Consider the following 13,362-nt stretch of genomic DNA (forward strand, 5'->3'; position numbering starts at 1 on the left):
CGTCCGGCCCTCGTCCGGCCCTCGTCCGGCCCTCGTCCGGCCCTCGTCCGGCCCTCGTCCGGCCCTCGTCCGGCCCTCGTCCGGCCCTCGTCCGGCCCTCGTCCGGCCCAGTCCGGCCCGCCCGCGGGCCGGACGGGAAGTCGGCTCAGGAGGCGCCGAGGATGTCCACCACGAACACGAGGGTGCTCTTGGCGGGGATGCCCTGCTGCGCCTGGTCGCCGTAGCCGAGGTCCGGCGGGATGCTCATCACGACCCGGCTGCCGACCGGCACCCCGGCCAGGCCCTGCTGCCAGCCCTTGATGACCCCCGACAGCGGGAACTCGGCCGGCTGGCCCCGCTCCCAGCTGGAGTCGAACTGCTTGTCGCTGCCCCACAGCTTGCCCGTGTAGTGGACGGTGAGCGTCTGGCTCGCCTCCACCTTCGGCCCGGTGCCCTCGATGAGCGTCTTGACGACGAGCTTGTCCGACGGCTTCTCATCGGTCTTCGTGGTCAGCGTCGGCGCCTTGTCGCCGCCCGGGCTGACGACCTTGACACCCTTGAGGCTGTCGCCGGTCTCCTTGCCGGTGGCGGCCTTCAGCGGCGGCGGCTGGGTGCCGACGATGTCGAACACGAACACCTTGGTCGGCTCGGCCGGCTGCGTGGCCTGCTGCTGGGCCATGCTGTCGTTGGCGAGCACGGCCAGCAGCCGCCCGCCGTGCTTGACCTTGGTGAAGCCCTCCTGCAGCACCTGCGGGATCTGCTGGTCGACCGCGATCGTCTCGGGCTTCTTGGTGTCGTAGGAGGAGCCCTGGACCGCGTTGCCCTTGCCGTCCCAGTTGTAGACGGTCAGGTTGACGATCACGCGGTCGCCGGCCTTGATCCCGTCGCCGGTGCCCGGCTGGATCACCTCGTACGACGACTTGCTGGCGGGCGTGCCGGCGGGGAAGGTCACCGTGGGCTTGCCGCCCACGTCACCGGTGACCTTGACCCCCGCCCCGGCGCCAGCGGCGGTGGCGGTGGCGCCGGTGCTCGCACCGTCGTCGGATCCGCAGGCGGCGGCGAACAGGATCAGTGGCACGGCGGCCAGTACGGCCATAGCGCGGCGCATGGGTTTCCCTCGGGAAGACGGCAGATTCGCGTCACCCTACCCGACATCCTGGTAGGCCCGAGGTAAACCACGCGCTACATCCCGGCTATGAGCTTGTCCACCCTCTCGTCCACGCTGCGGAACGGGTCCTTGCACAGCACCGTGCGCTGCGCCTGGTCGTTGAGCTTGAGATGCACCCAGTCGACGGTGAAGTCGCGCCGCTTCTCCTGCGCCTTGCGGATGAACTCGCCGCGCAGCCGCGCCCTGGTCGTCTGCGGCGGCACCGACTTGGCCTCGAAGATCTTCAGGTCGGACGCCACCCGCTCCACCGAGCCACGCTTCTGCAGCAGGTAGAACAGGCCGCGCTTGCGGTGCACGTCGTGGTAGGCCAGGTCGAGCTGGGCCACCCTGGGCGAGGACAGCGGCAGGTCGTACTTCTTCCGGTAACGCTCGATGAGCTGGTATTTCGTCACCCAGTCGATCTCCCGGGAGACCAGGTCGAGGTTGCCGGTGTCGACCGCGTTCAGCGTGCGCTCCCACAGCTCCAGCACCCGGTGGGCGATGGCGTCGCCGCCGCGGCGGTCGACGAAGTCCTTCGCCTTGGACAGGTATTCCTGCTGGATCTCCAGGCTGGAGGCCTCCCGGCCGTTGGCCAGGCGCACCCTGCGGCGGCCGGTCATGTCGTGGGAGACCTCGCGGATGGCCCTGATCGGGTTCTCCAGCGACAGGTCCCGCATCACCGTGCCCGACTCGATCATGCGCAGCACCAGGTCGGTGGCGCCGACCTTGAGCAGCATCGTGGTCTCGCTCATGTTGGAGTCGCCGACGATGACGTGCAGGCGGCGGAACCGCTCGGCGTCGGCGTGCGGCTCGTCCCGGGTGTTGATGATGGGCCGGGACCGGGTCGTGGCGCTGGAGACGCCCTCCCAGATGTGCTCGGCCCGCTGCGAGACGCAATAGACGGCGCCGCGCGGAGTCTGCAGGACCTTGCCGGCCCCGCAGATGATCTGCCGCGTCACCAGGAACGGGATCAGCACGTCCGCCAGCCGCCCGAACTCCCCGTGCCTGCCGACCAGGTAGTTCTCGTGGCAGCCGTAGGAGTTGCCGGCTGAGTCCGTGTTGTTCTTGAACAGATAGATGTCACCCGCGATGCCCTCTTCGCGAAGCCGTTTCTCGGCGTCGACCAGCAGGCCCTCGAGGATGCGCTCACCCGCCTTGTCGTGCGTGACGAGCTCGATGACGTTGTCACACTCGGGTGTTGCGTATTCAGGATGGCTGCCCACGTCGAGGTAGAGACGCGCGCCGTTGCGGAGGAAGACGTTGCTCGATCGGCCCCAGGACACGACCCGCCGGAACAGGTAGCGCGCGACCTCGTCGGGCGACAGCCTGCGCTGTCCCCTGAACGTGCAGGTCACACCGTACTCGTTCTCCAGCCCGAAGATGCGACGATCCATCACCTCACACTATGCCCATGGATCCGCGAGCGGGAGAGATCTTCCAGGTGTTTTCCCACCCGGCCCTCTGTGACCCCTCCTTTATCCCCTTGTCCCGCGCCCGCCCCCACGGGGCGCGGGTCCTTTTTCCCGCGTTTTCCAGGGCCCTCGTGTCAGGGCGTCCAGATCTCCTGAACCTGGACGATCTTCCCCTTGTAGACGGTGATGAGCGCGGGTTTCCCCTCCCGCTTCATCAGCACCGACCTGGAGCAGCGCTTGTCGCCCAGCCCGGTGTCCCGGTTGATCGTCATGCCGCCCTCCGACTTGCCGCAGCCGAACGCCGACAGGTAGACCACGTCCTTGGCGACGGGCGAGGCGTACGCCATGACGTCGCCCTCGGGCGGGCCCACGAAGTAGCCCTCGGTCTCGGTGCCCTTCTTCCACTTGATCGGCTGGTACTCGGCCACGTCACCGCGGATCAGGGTGATCCGGCCGCGCAGGATGCCGTCATGACGGGAGTGGATGCCCTTGGTGAAGTCGTGCTTCGGGTCGGACTGGAGGGTCGTGCCGAAAGGCTTGGGCGCCTTGAAGTTGGGGAACGCGGCGGCGTACCCGGAGGACGCGCCGACCACCGCGGAGGCGGCGTGGGCGGCGTGGGCGGCCACACCGGAGCTCAGCACCACGGCCACAGCGGCACCGGCCGCCAGGAGGCCACGCATGGGAGTGTTCACGGATTCTGAGATCCCATATCACCCCCCGAAGTTCGCCTCAACCCCAGTGATACAAGTCACACTCCCCCACACCTTCACCACCGATACCGCCTTCCCCACCACCCCACACCACCTCACCGACCTCTCCACCCCCTCACCACTCACAGCTCCCCCGCACACAGCACCCAACGGACCGCTGCCCATGCACCGGCCCGCGCACTCACCGCCCGTGCCCCGCTACCCCGACGCCCCGCTGCCGTGTCGCGCGACCGCCCGCACCCCTTCGGGCGACGGGCGCGGCGTCCGACGAGCCCCCGAGGCACCCGTCCAGGCCCGCGCCGCGAGTTGCCGAAATGACGGCTGTGCCCCGGAGTAATCGCCGCCGCCCCGTACCGGACCCGGGAAACCGTGGCACCCGTACCAGGCCCGGAAACCGCCACACCCGTACCGAGCCAACGAAAAACCCGCCAGGGGCTGCCGTAGCGGCCCCTGGCGGGTGTGAGAAGAGTGGACGGCTACAGCGGCGACGAGCCGTCGTCCACGTCGCCCTCAGGCCCCGTGGGAGGCGGGGTGTCCTCGGACGAGGGCTTGGCCGCGGGCGGCGGGGTGGCGGCCGGGGGCGGGGTGGTGGTCTGGGCCAGGAGGCGCTCCAGGCGGGCGCCCGTGAGCCGCAGGAACTTGCGGTGCTCCCGGTTGCGGTCGAGGACCGCCACCTCGAGCTGCGCCACCGGCGGCCGCTCGCCGCCCGGCTCGGTGAGCGCCGTCAGCGCCACCTCCAGCGCGTCGGCCAGCGACATCGAGTCGCGGTAACGCTCCTTGAGCCGGGTGGACACCGCGTCCGCCTGGCCGCCCATGGCCGCGAAGCCGTGCTCGTCGAAGACCGACCCGTCGAAGGTGAGCCGGTAGATCGCGTCGCCGTCCTTGGTCTCGCCGACCTCGGCGACCACGACCTCCACCTCCAGCGACTTGATCGACTCGGTGAAGATGCGGCCCAGGTTGGAGGCGTACAGGTTGGCCAGGCCGCGCCCGGTCACGTCGGAGCGGTCGTAGGTGTAGCCGTTGATGTCGGCGTAGCGGATGCCGCCGAGCCGCAGCTCCTCGAACTCGTTGTAGCGGCCCACGGCCGCGAACCCGATGCGGTCGTAGATCTCGCTGATCTTGTGCAGTGCCCGCGACGGGTTGGGCGCGACGAACAGGATGCCGTCGACATACTGCAGCACGACGACGGAGCGGCCCCGCGCGATGCCCTTGCGCGCGTAGTCGGCCTTGTCCCGCATGATCTGCTCAGGGGACGCATATCCAAAAGGCATGGACACGTGCGGTGGTCCTTTCTAGCGCAGCGGGGCGATGGGGCCGTCAGGCGAGATCAGGCGGGCTTCGAGCATCTGCTCCACATAGTCGGAGACCTGCTCCTCGCTCAGCCTGCGGAAGCCGTCGCCGTCGATCACCGACACGATCGGCCAGATCTTCCTGGTGACGTCGGGCCCACCGGTCGCCGAGTCGTCGTCGGCGGCGTCGTAAAGGGCCTGGATGAGCGTCATCACCATGTCGTCGGCCGACGAGCCGTCGCGGTAGAGCTTCTTCAACGACCCGCGCGCGAAGATCGAGCCGGAGCCGATCGCGTCGAACCTCTCCCGCTCGTACGGCCCGCCCGCGACGTCGTAGCTGAAGATCCGCCCCTCGTCCTTGTCGGGGTCGTACGCGGCGAACAGCGGCACCACCACCAGCCCCTGCATCGCCATCGGAAGGTTGCCCCTGATCATGGTGGCCAGCCGGTTGGCCTTGCCCGCCACCGACATCGTGCGGCCCTCGAGCTTCTCGTAGTGCTCCAGCTCCACCCGGAACAGCCGGGCGAACTCGATGCCGGTGCTGGCCGTGCCCGCGATGCCCATGCACGAGTAGTCGTCGGCGCGGAAGACCTTCTCCACATCGCGCTGGGAGATGATGTTGCCCGACGTCGCCCGCCGGTCGCCCGCCATGATCACGCCACCGGCGAAGGTGGCGGCCACGATCGTCGTCGCGTGCGGGACCTGGTCGCCGATCGGGGTGGCCAGCACCTCATTCCGCTGCGGCAGCAAATCAGGCGCATACGAGCTGACAAACTCCGTGAACGAGGAACTTCCGGTGTTGCGGAAAAGCTGGTTGACCAAGCCGGCGGGCAGATCCCTGTGCGATGCCACGCGACTCCCTCCAAACGTCAGTGTTCCTAGGGCGACCCTACTCATGTTGCGTTGTTGTCTGCACTTCCCACGATCAGCTCACGGCGAACCCGCGTGATCACACGCCGCCCCGTTCCGTGTTCAGATCGTTTCTTTACGGCTCCCGGCGGCCGTGCGACTGTCGGTATGTCTGCACGTCCTGAACAGGAGGCCGACATGCGATTCCCCAGCCGACCTGCGGTGATCGCCACCCTGGCCGCCCTCGCCCTCACGTCCTGCGGCACCGGCGCGGACTCCGGCGCAGGCAGCGTCTCCCTGACCATCGCCGCCAACTCCATCTCCGGCGGCAAGAACTCCGAGTCCGCCGACTGGATCAAGCGGTGGGTGATCCCCGAGTTCGAGAGGACGCACCGCGACGTCAAGGTCCTCTTCCAGCCCAGCGGCGTCGACGACGAGCAGTACAAGACGAAGATCGCGCTCGACCTCAAGTCCAGGACCGGCGCCGACGTGATCGACATCGACGGCATCTGGGTCGGCGAGTTCGCCCAGGCCGGCTACATCAAACCGCTGCCGGAGGTCGGCGGCGCCACCGTCGAACAGTGGGAGGGCTGGTCGCAGATCCCGCAGGCCGTGCAGAGCCTGGGCATCTTCGACGGCAAGAAGTACGGCCTGCCGCAGGGCACCGACGGCCGCGTCCTGTTCTACAACAAGACCCTGTTCGCCAAGGCCGGCCTGCCCGGCCCGTGGCAGCCCAAGAGCTGGCAGGACATCATCGACGCCGGCACCAGGCTCAAGGCCGCGGGCGTGCCCGTCCCCATCCAGATCGACGCCGGCACCGCCATGGGCGAGGCCACGACCATGCAGGGCGTGCTCCCCCTGCTCGCCGGCGCCGGATCCGAGATCTACGCCGCCGGCAAGTGGACCGGCGCCTCCCGGTCGCTCAAGGACGCGCTCGGCTTCTACCGGCAGATCTACGGCGGCAGCGGCCTCGGCGACCCCAAGCTGCAGCAGGAGGCCAAGGGCCGCGACAAGTCCTTCGCCCAGTTCGCCGCCGGCAAGATCGGCATCCTCGCCGAGAGCGACTACTTCTGGCGCTCCGTCGTCGAACCCCGGGCCGGCGTCGCCCCCATGAAGGACCGCGACCAGGTCGTCGGCTACGCCAAGATCCCCGCCGAGCGGCCCGGCGCCGGCGTCCGCGGCCAGGACTTCGTCAGCATGTCCGGCGGCGCCGTCCGCGTGCTCAACCCGAACTCCAAGAACCCCAGGCTCGCCTGGGACCTGCTCGCCTTCATGCACTCGGCGGCGGCCACGAAGGCGCAGCTGGCCGGGCAGGCGCGCATCAGCTCGCGCGCCGACGTCAACGACGAGGTGCTCACCGCCGACCCGATGCTGAAGTTCGTCGCCGACGAGGTGCTGCCCCTCACCGCCTACCGCCCCGGCCTGGCCGTCTACCCGCAGGTGTCGGCCGCGCTGCAGGAGGCCACCGCCGCCGTCGTCAGCGGCACGAGCCCCGACGAGGCCGCCGCCGCGTACCAGGCGAAGCTGGAGGACCTCGTCGGCGGCCCGGCCCACGTCGGCGGCTGAGCCCGGCCCCGCCATGAGCGGTGAGCCGACCACACAGACGAGGGAAGACACAGGATCCCGGCGATCGAGGGATCGCCATGAGCACCGACGCCGCAGGGCTCGGCAAAGGCAGGGCGGTCGCATTCGTGCTGCCCGCCCTCGTCCTCATCGCCGTCTTCCTGATCTTCCCCGCGCTGTGGACCATCTACCTCGGACTCACCGATCACCGCCTCACCGGCCTGGCCGCCGCCGAACCGCAGGTCGTCGGGCTCGGCAACCACGCCTCTCCCGCGTCCGCGTGCCCGGCCGGGACGCACTGCTCTACCTGCTCCTGCTGCTGTCATCGGTCGTCACCGGCACCGCCGCCATGGTGCCCATCTTCGAGCCGGCCACCCGGCTCGGCCTCATCGACACCCACCTCGGCGTCATCCTCGTCGTCTCCAGCGGCCTGCCGCCCACCGCGATCTTCATCCTCAAGGACTTCATGGACGAGACCCCCACCTCGAACGAGGAGTCCGCCCGCGTCTTCGGCGCCTCTCCCCTGCAGATCCCGCGCCACCTCGTGATCCCGCTCGTCCGCCCCGGCCTGGCCACCATCGCCGTGGTCCGCCGCTGGCCCGTCCGGCTGCGACAAGACCACGCCGCCGCGCACCATCGCCGACCCCGAAACCCCCACTGCCCCCGGAACCCCCGCCACCCTCATCCAGGCCGTCGTCCAAGAAGGCGACACACCACCCATCGGCAACCCCGCCTGGGCAGCCCCCGCCACGCCCTCACCTACCGCGACGACCGCCTCCACACCGCCTCACGACATACTGAAAACCATGAGGGACTGGATCCTCCACGTCGACCTCGACCAGTTCATCGCCGCCGTCGAGATCCTCCGCCACCCCGAACTCCGCGGCAAACCCGTCGTGGTCGGCGGCTCAGGAGACCCCACCCAACCCCGCACCGTGGCCGCCACCGCCACCTACGAAGCCCGCGAACACGGCATCCACTCCGGCATGCCACTGCGCACCGCACTCAAACGCTGCCCCGAAGCGATCTTCCTGCCCAGCGACCCACCCGCCTACGAAGCCGCCTCCGCCCACGTCATGGCCGTACTCCGCGAATTCCCCGTACGCGTCGAAATCTGGGGCTGGGACGAAGCCTTCCTCGGCGCCACCACCGACGACCCCGAAACCCTCGCCGCCACCATCCGCCAGACCGTACGCGAACGCACCCAGCTGTCCTGCTCCATCGGCATCGGCGACAACAAACACCAGGCCAAACTCGCCTCCGGCCTCGCCAAACCCGCCGGAATCCACCGCCTCACCAGCGACAACTGGGCCGAGACCATGAACGACCGCCCCACCGACGCGCTCTGGGGCATCGGCGCCAAGATCTCCAAAAAACTCGCCGCCCTGGGCCTCCACACCGTCGCCCAACTGGCCGCCGCCGACCCCGCCCACCTCGCCCGCCACTTCGGCCCCACCAACGGCCCCTGGTACCGCTACCTCGCCCTCGGCAAAGGCGAAGCCGAAATCGTCACCACACCCTGGATCGCCCGCGGCCACAGCCGCGAAACCACCTTCCAGCACGACCTCACCGACGAAGCCGACATCACCCACCACGTCGCCGCCCTCGCCACCCAGGTCGCCCACGACGCCCGCGAAGCCGGCCGCGACATCACCCGGGTATCGGTCAAGGTCCGCTTCACCCCGTTCCTCACCCGAACCCGCCAGTCAAAACTTCCCGCCCCCACCACGGACCCGGCCACCATCCAGCAGGCGGCCCTCACCATCCTCACCCGCTTCGACCTCACCCGCCCGGTCCGCCTCCTGGGCGTCGCCGTCGACTACACCCTCCCCAAAGCCGATCAGCCCACCCTCGACACCGTCGAATAGAACTCGCCCCGAAGCCGCTCCTCAGCCTCGACCAACCCCCGAAACTCCTCCTCCGAAACCTCGACCTCGTCGAACTCCTCAACGGTCGCCTCGACATAAGAAAGCGCCCGCCACACCACACCGGGATCATCCCTGAACTGCCCGATCCCCGTATTGCACGGCAGACACAACGCAAACCGCACATCACCCGTGCGATGACAATGGTCCACATGCTCGGGCGGCCGATCCCAGCACACCACACACAAACCATGCTGCGCCGAAATCATCCGCTCGACACCCTCATGCCGCACCCGATAGCGCTGCGTCAGGTGATAACTCCGCGTCCGCGCCACCTCATCCGAGGCGCGCTGCCGCGGGAGGACCACGAACTCGGGCCAGAGAATCTCCCCGTCCAGATAAAGGGCCGCCAACTCCAGCAACACCAGATTGTCGCCGAAGTGGCCGAGCCCGTTGTTGCAGTTGAAACAGAGGATGCCCCGGACCTGGCCGGTCTGATGACTGTGGTCGACGAACGTGCCGGGGACGGCCCGGCAGATGGCGCAGAGCCCGCCCTGGTGGGCGAGCATGCGCTCGAAGTCGTCCTCGGTGATGCCGTAGCGGCGCTTCAGGTGATAGTTGCGAGTGCTGCCGTGATTCTTGATCCGCTCCTCCCGCATCACGCTGTTGTGACACGGCTTGCAGTAATTGGTGAGGCCCGACTTCACCGCCCGGTTGCGCCCGAACTCCGTAACCGGCTTCACTTTCTCGCAACGAGGGCAGTATTTGTGCCCCTCGGGGACTTCCCGCACCTCTCGCACCGTTTTGCCTTGCTCAGCCATGCGTTTGCGATAGCTCTGAGTGGAACGCCTCCGAAAGCAGGCCTTGCAATACCGCGCACGACCATCAGCCAAGCGCTTATTGAGCCCGAACTCGGAGACCGCCTTGGTCTCACCGCAGTCCGGGCATCGCTTCACCTCGTCCGGCGTTTCCACCCGATTTGCCCCTTTTAAATGTCCGTTTTGCCCTACTCTCCGCCCTTTTGTACATAAGAGCGCACGAATTCCTCTGCGTTCTCTTCGAGAACTTCGTCGATTTCGTCCAGAATTGCGTCGACATCGTCCGTGAGCTTCTCCTGGCGCTCCTGAACGTCCGGCGTCGCCGAGGCCTCGGTCTCCTCGACTTCGCTCTCGCGCCGACCGGCCTGCTTCTGGCCTCCGGTGTCCTTGGTTGCCATGTCCTACCTCCGGTTGGGGGACTGCCTCTAAGGCATATCTTCCCCGAACCGAGCGACATTTCGCGCCGATCGCCCAGCGATCTTGCCGGCTTGACTAGATAGCCAAACTATCCAACAATGGATCCACCTACACACGAGGAGGTTCCGATGTCCCCCGCATCCCTGAGCACGGCCGGTGTGCTCCTCATCACAGTCCCCGGGGTGGCCTTCGGCGGCGTCACCCTGTTGAAGTTCCTGATGCGCAATGTCCCCGGCTACCTGGACAACCCGGTTCGGCGTGGCCTGTGGCGGGCCGGGCACGCGCATGCGGGCGTGCTGGTGCTGTTCTCGCTGGTGGCGATGCTCTATGTGGACCAGGCGAGTCTGCCGGAGGGTGTGAAGGCCCTGACGCGGGTGTTGATCGTGGCCGCGCCGATCCTGATGCCGCTGGGTTTCTTCCTGTCGGTGGTGCGTCCGGGTGACACGAAGCCGAGCAGGTTGATCTGGCTGACGGTGGCGGGCGGGGCGTGCCTGGCGGTGGGCACGCTGACGCTGGGTGTGGGGCTGTTGTAGGAGACCGGCCCGTGTGGGCCGGTCTCGTTCAGAGGGGCTCAGTCGCCGCCGGTGAGGGCGGCGACGAGGTCGGCGGCGGTGCGGCAGCGGTCGAAGAGTTCGCCGACGTGGGCTTTGGTGCCGCGCAGTGGTTCGAGGGTGGGTACGCGCTGGAGTGATTCGCGGCCGGGGATGTCGAAGATGACGGAGTCCCAGGAGGCGGCGGCGACGGATTCGCTGTATTGGCGCAGGCAGCGGCCGCGGAAGTAGGCGCGGGTGTCGTTGGGCGGGTGTTCGACGGCGCGCTGGACTTCGTCTTCGGTGACGAGGCGTTGCATGCGTCCGCGGGCGACGAGGCGGTTGTAGAGGCCGCGGTCGGGGCGGATGTCGGAGTATTGCAGGTCGACGAGCTGGAGTCTGGGGTGGGACCAGGGCAGGCCGTCGCGGGTGCGGTAGCCCTCGAGGAGTTCGAGTTTGGCGACCCAGTCGAGTTCGCGGGAGAGCTGCATGGGGTCTTCGGCGAGCCGGGTGAGGACGGACTCCCAGCGGTCGAGGATGTCCTTGTTCATCTCCTCTTGGGCGGTACCTCGCTCTTCGACGTATTTGCGCGCTTGTTCGAGGTATTCCATCTGGAGCTGGATGGCGGTGAGCTTGCGGCCGTCGCGCATGGCGATCTCGTAGCGGCAGGTGGGGTCGTGGGAGACGGCCCGGAGGGCTTGTACGGGGTTTTCGACGGCGAGGTCGCGGGTGAGGAAGCCTTCTTCGATCATGGCGAGGACGAGGGCGGTGGTGCCCAGCTTCAGATATGTCGAAATTTCCGACATGTTGGCGTCGCCGATGATCACGTGCAGCCGGCGGTACTTCTCGGGGTCGGCGTGCGGCTCGTCGCGGGTGTTGATGATGGGCCGCTTGAGCGTGGTCTCGAGGCCGACCTCGACCTCGAAGAAGTCGGCGCGCTGGCTGATCTGGAAGCCTTCGCCGCGGGAGTCCTGGCCGATGCCGACCTTGCCGGCGCCGACGACGACCTGGCGGGAGACGAAGAAGGGGGTGAGGTGCCGGACGATGTCGGCGAAGGGGGTGGCGCGCCGCATGAGGTAGTTCTCGTGGCAGCCGTAGGAGGCGCCCTTGGCGTCGGTGTTGTTCTTGTAGAGCTGGATGGGCGCGTTGGAGGGGATGGCGGAGGCCCGGGTGGCGGCGTCGTACATGACGCGTTCGCCGGCCTTGTCCCAGATGACGGCGGCCCGGGGGTTGGTGCACTCGGGCGAGCTGTATTCGGGGTGGGCGTGGTCGACGTAGAGCCGGGCGCCGTTGGTGAGGATGACGTTGGCGAGGCCGAGGTCCTCGTCGGTGAGCTGGCTGGGGTCGGCGACCTCTCTGGCCAGGTCGAAGCCGCGCGCGTCGCGGAGTGGGTTCTCCTCTTCGAAGTCCCACCGGGCCCTGCGCGCCCGGGCCGCCGAGGCGGCCAGGTAGGCGTTCACGACCTGTGAGGAGGTCACCATCGCGTTGGCGCCTGGCTGGCCGGGTACGGAGATGCCGTACTCGGTCTCGATGCCCATCACCCGACGCACCGTCATGCAACACCCTCTGTTCGTCCGGATCTGCCTATCCGCCGTTTATATGCCCGAGCCTATGCCCTTCACAGTGCCCCAGGGTCACAGAGTTATGGCACCGACGCCTTTTCAACCTGTACGGCCGGAGCTGATGGGGTTTGCGTGGGTCTGCGGGGCTTGAGTAGCCGCTGGATGGGCCGTTCGGCAAAGGAGTACACGAGATACGACAGCACCACGGCCGTCAGGACGGTCGTGGTGGCGATGGCCCAGGGGGGCATGTGGCCGGTGAGCACTGGGATGAGGGCCACCGCGACGACGCCATGGAACAGGTAAAGCGGGTATGTGATGCCGCCGAGCGCGGTGAGCGTCCTGGACGGTTTGAGGCGGATCAGCCCGAGGGCGGCGACGGCCATCACGGCGAAGATCAGCGTGATGGTGATGATCACGCTGACGTCGGTGACCGGCATGTTCTTGAACCCGACGTTGTCGACGCGCCGGTGGACCCGGTCGAGCGCGGAGCCGATCGACAGGGCGTACGCGCCGGCCACGTAGAGCCATGGGAGCCAGGCGCTGCCGTGTTTGTGGATGAGGTAGAGGGACATGCCGGCGATGAAGTAGGGCGCGTAGTCGGGCATGACGATCTCGTTGACGATCTCGTTGCCGAGCAGGTCGGCGCCGAAGGCGGCCACCAGCCAGACGCCGGAGAAGATCAGGACGCGCCCGTACGTGACCCCGATGATCACGAGGATGACCATCAGCAGGTAGAAGCGGAGCTCCGCCCACAGCGACCAGTAGACCTGGCTGGCGTCGGTGACCTTGAACAACCGCTGGAACATGGTGGCGTTCACCAGGTAGTCGCCTGGTGAAAGTTTTGGGTCCAGCGCCTTGGCGCCGGTGAGCCCGTAGAGCGCCGCGGTGGCGCCGAGACTGAGCCAGTACGCGGGATAGAGGCGGACGAACCTGGACTGGGCGAACCCGCCGAGGCCGCGCCCCCACACGGTCATGAGGATGACGAACCCGCTGATGATGAAGAACAGCTCGACACCGAGGATGCCTAACCCCGCGAAGGGCGCCAGCGGCGGGAACAGCGCGGCGGGCCTGGCCCCCCAGACGGACGCGTACGCCACCAGGTAGTGGAAGGCGACGACGGCCAGGGCGGCGATGAAGCGCAGGAGGTCGAGCTCGGCCAACCGGCCGTCCCCCCGAGCATGCTTGGGCCGGTTAGGTGCGTGCACGCCCTTTTTGACGTCA

13 protein-coding genes and 1 pseudogene are annotated in these 13,362 nt (G+C 68.0%); 4 read left to right on the forward strand and 10 right to left on the reverse strand.

The features are described from left to right. Window positions 1-145: 145 nt before the first annotated feature. The 5 genes from ACWDRB_RS28325 to prcB form a co-directional block, all read right to left on the reverse strand. A complete protein-coding gene (locus tag ACWDRB_RS28325; protein WP_449898574.1) occupies window positions 146-1,087 on the reverse strand; it encodes an FKBP-type peptidyl-prolyl cis-trans isomerase in 942 nt (313 codons plus the stop codon). Window positions 1,088-1,161: 74 nt separating this feature from the next. After that, entirely contained in the window at window positions 1,162-2,520 is a 1,359-nt protein-coding gene (gene pafA / locus ACWDRB_RS28330; protein ID WP_185076838.1) for a Pup--protein ligase, read from the reverse strand. 152 nt (window positions 2,521-2,672) lie between these two features. Next, the gene (locus tag ACWDRB_RS28335) at window positions 2,673-3,218 is read right to left on the reverse strand and encodes a hypothetical protein (RefSeq protein ID WP_449898577.1); all 546 of its coding nucleotides are present in this window, start codon (window positions 3,216-3,218) and stop codon (window positions 2,673-2,675) included. Window positions 3,219-3,724: 506 nt separating this feature from the next. Beyond that, window positions 3,725-4,519, reverse strand: a complete 795-nt coding sequence (gene prcA / locus ACWDRB_RS28340) for a proteasome subunit alpha (protein WP_449898976.1) — start codon at window positions 4,517-4,519, stop codon at window positions 3,725-3,727. A gap of 21 nt (window positions 4,520-4,540) precedes the next feature. Further along, entirely contained in the window at window positions 4,541-5,389 is an 849-nt protein-coding gene (gene prcB / locus ACWDRB_RS28345; RefSeq protein WP_397370080.1) for a proteasome subunit beta, read from the reverse strand. A gap of 195 nt (window positions 5,390-5,584) precedes the next feature. Here prcB and ACWDRB_RS28350 point away from each other — a divergent pair, with 195 nt between their 5' ends. Continuing rightward, window positions 5,585-6,952 (forward strand): extracellular solute-binding protein, encoded by a 1,368-nt coding sequence (locus ACWDRB_RS28350; RefSeq protein ID WP_449898580.1) that lies wholly within the window; start codon window positions 5,585-5,587, stop codon window positions 6,950-6,952. Window positions 6,953-7,252: 300 nt separating this feature from the next. On the opposite strand, the gene ACWDRB_RS28355 is transcribed toward ACWDRB_RS28350, so the two are convergent. Then, window positions 7,253-7,417: a hypothetical protein gene (locus ACWDRB_RS28355; RefSeq protein WP_449898582.1), complete on the reverse strand. Its 165-nt coding sequence runs from the start codon at window positions 7,415-7,417 to the stop codon at window positions 7,253-7,255. Here ACWDRB_RS28355 and ACWDRB_RS28360 point away from each other — a divergent pair. Both ACWDRB_RS28360 and ACWDRB_RS28365 read left to right on the forward strand, forming a co-directional pair. Beyond that, window positions 7,359-7,478: pseudogene (locus ACWDRB_RS28360) on the forward strand (carbohydrate ABC transporter permease); the annotation flags it as partial. The gene ACWDRB_RS28355 and the pseudogene ACWDRB_RS28360 overlap by 59 nt on opposite strands. 277 nt (window positions 7,479-7,755) lie before the next feature. Then, entirely contained in the window at window positions 7,756-8,817 is a 1,062-nt protein-coding gene (locus tag ACWDRB_RS28365; RefSeq protein ID WP_449898584.1) for a DNA polymerase IV, read from the forward strand. On the opposite strand, the gene ACWDRB_RS28370 is transcribed toward ACWDRB_RS28365, so the two are convergent. Both ACWDRB_RS28370 and ACWDRB_RS28375 read right to left on the reverse strand, forming a co-directional pair. After that, window positions 8,790-9,788, reverse strand: coding sequence for an endonuclease domain-containing protein (locus ACWDRB_RS28370; RefSeq protein ID WP_449898586.1), 999 nt, complete (start codon window positions 9,786-9,788; stop codon window positions 8,790-8,792). The genes ACWDRB_RS28365 and ACWDRB_RS28370 overlap by 28 nt on opposite strands. A 32-nt stretch (window positions 9,789-9,820) precedes the next feature. Continuing rightward, window positions 9,821-10,030, reverse strand: a complete 210-nt coding sequence (locus ACWDRB_RS28375; RefSeq protein ID WP_185076845.1) for a ubiquitin-like protein Pup — start codon at window positions 10,028-10,030, stop codon at window positions 9,821-9,823. 147 nt (window positions 10,031-10,177) lie between these two features. On the opposite strand from ACWDRB_RS28375, the gene ACWDRB_RS28380 reads away from it, so the two are divergent. Then, a complete protein-coding gene (locus ACWDRB_RS28380) occupies window positions 10,178-10,582 on the forward strand; it encodes a hypothetical protein (protein ID WP_350735389.1) in 405 nt (134 codons plus the stop codon). Between the two features lie 38 nt (window positions 10,583-10,620). Here the strand turns inward: ACWDRB_RS28380 and dop are convergent, their stop codons facing one another. Both dop and ACWDRB_RS28390 read right to left on the reverse strand, forming a co-directional pair. Further along, entirely contained in the window at window positions 10,621-12,135 is a 1,515-nt protein-coding gene (gene dop / locus ACWDRB_RS28385) for a depupylase/deamidase Dop (RefSeq protein ID WP_363969745.1), read from the reverse strand. Window positions 12,136-12,221: 86 nt separating this feature from the next. After that, on the reverse strand, window positions 12,222-13,301 hold the full coding sequence (locus ACWDRB_RS28390) for an acyltransferase family protein (RefSeq protein ID WP_449898592.1): 1,080 nt from the start codon (window positions 13,299-13,301) through the stop codon (window positions 12,222-12,224). Between the last annotated feature and the right edge of the window lie 61 nt (window positions 13,302-13,362).

The organism is Nonomuraea sp. NPDC003707 (genome assembly GCF_053587055.1).

Coding starts and splice junctions, on each gene's coding strand:
- ACWDRB_RS28325 (WP_449898574.1), bottom strand. CDS start 1,087: ATGCGCCGCGCTATGGCCGTACTGGCCGCCGTGCCACTGATCCTGTTC.
- pafA (WP_185076838.1), bottom strand. CDS start 2,520: ATGGATCGTCGCATCTTCGGGCTGGAGAACGAGTACGGTGTGACCTGC.
- ACWDRB_RS28335 (WP_449898577.1), bottom strand. CDS start 3,218: ATGCGTGGCCTCCTGGCGGCCGGTGCCGCTGTGGCCGTGGTGCTGAGC.
- prcA (WP_449898976.1), bottom strand. CDS start 4,519: ATGCCTTTTGGATATGCGTCCCCTGAGCAGATCATGCGGGACAAGGCC.
- ACWDRB_RS28350 (WP_449898580.1), top strand. CDS start 5,585: ATGCGATTCCCCAGCCGACCTGCGGTGATCGCCACCCTGGCCGCCCTC.
- ACWDRB_RS28355 (WP_449898582.1), bottom strand. CDS start 7,417: ATGAAGTCCTTGAGGATGAAGATCGCGGTGGGCGGCAGGCCGCTGGAG.
- ACWDRB_RS28365 (WP_449898584.1), top strand. CDS start 7,756: ATGAGGGACTGGATCCTCCACGTCGACCTCGACCAGTTCATCGCCGCC.
- ACWDRB_RS28375 (WP_185076845.1), bottom strand. CDS start 10,030: ATGGCAACCAAGGACACCGGAGGCCAGAAGCAGGCCGGTCGGCGCGAG.
- ACWDRB_RS28380 (WP_350735389.1), top strand. CDS start 10,178: ATGTCCCCCGCATCCCTGAGCACGGCCGGTGTGCTCCTCATCACAGTC.
- dop (WP_363969745.1), bottom strand. CDS start 12,135: ATGACGGTGCGTCGGGTGATGGGCATCGAGACCGAGTACGGCATCTCC.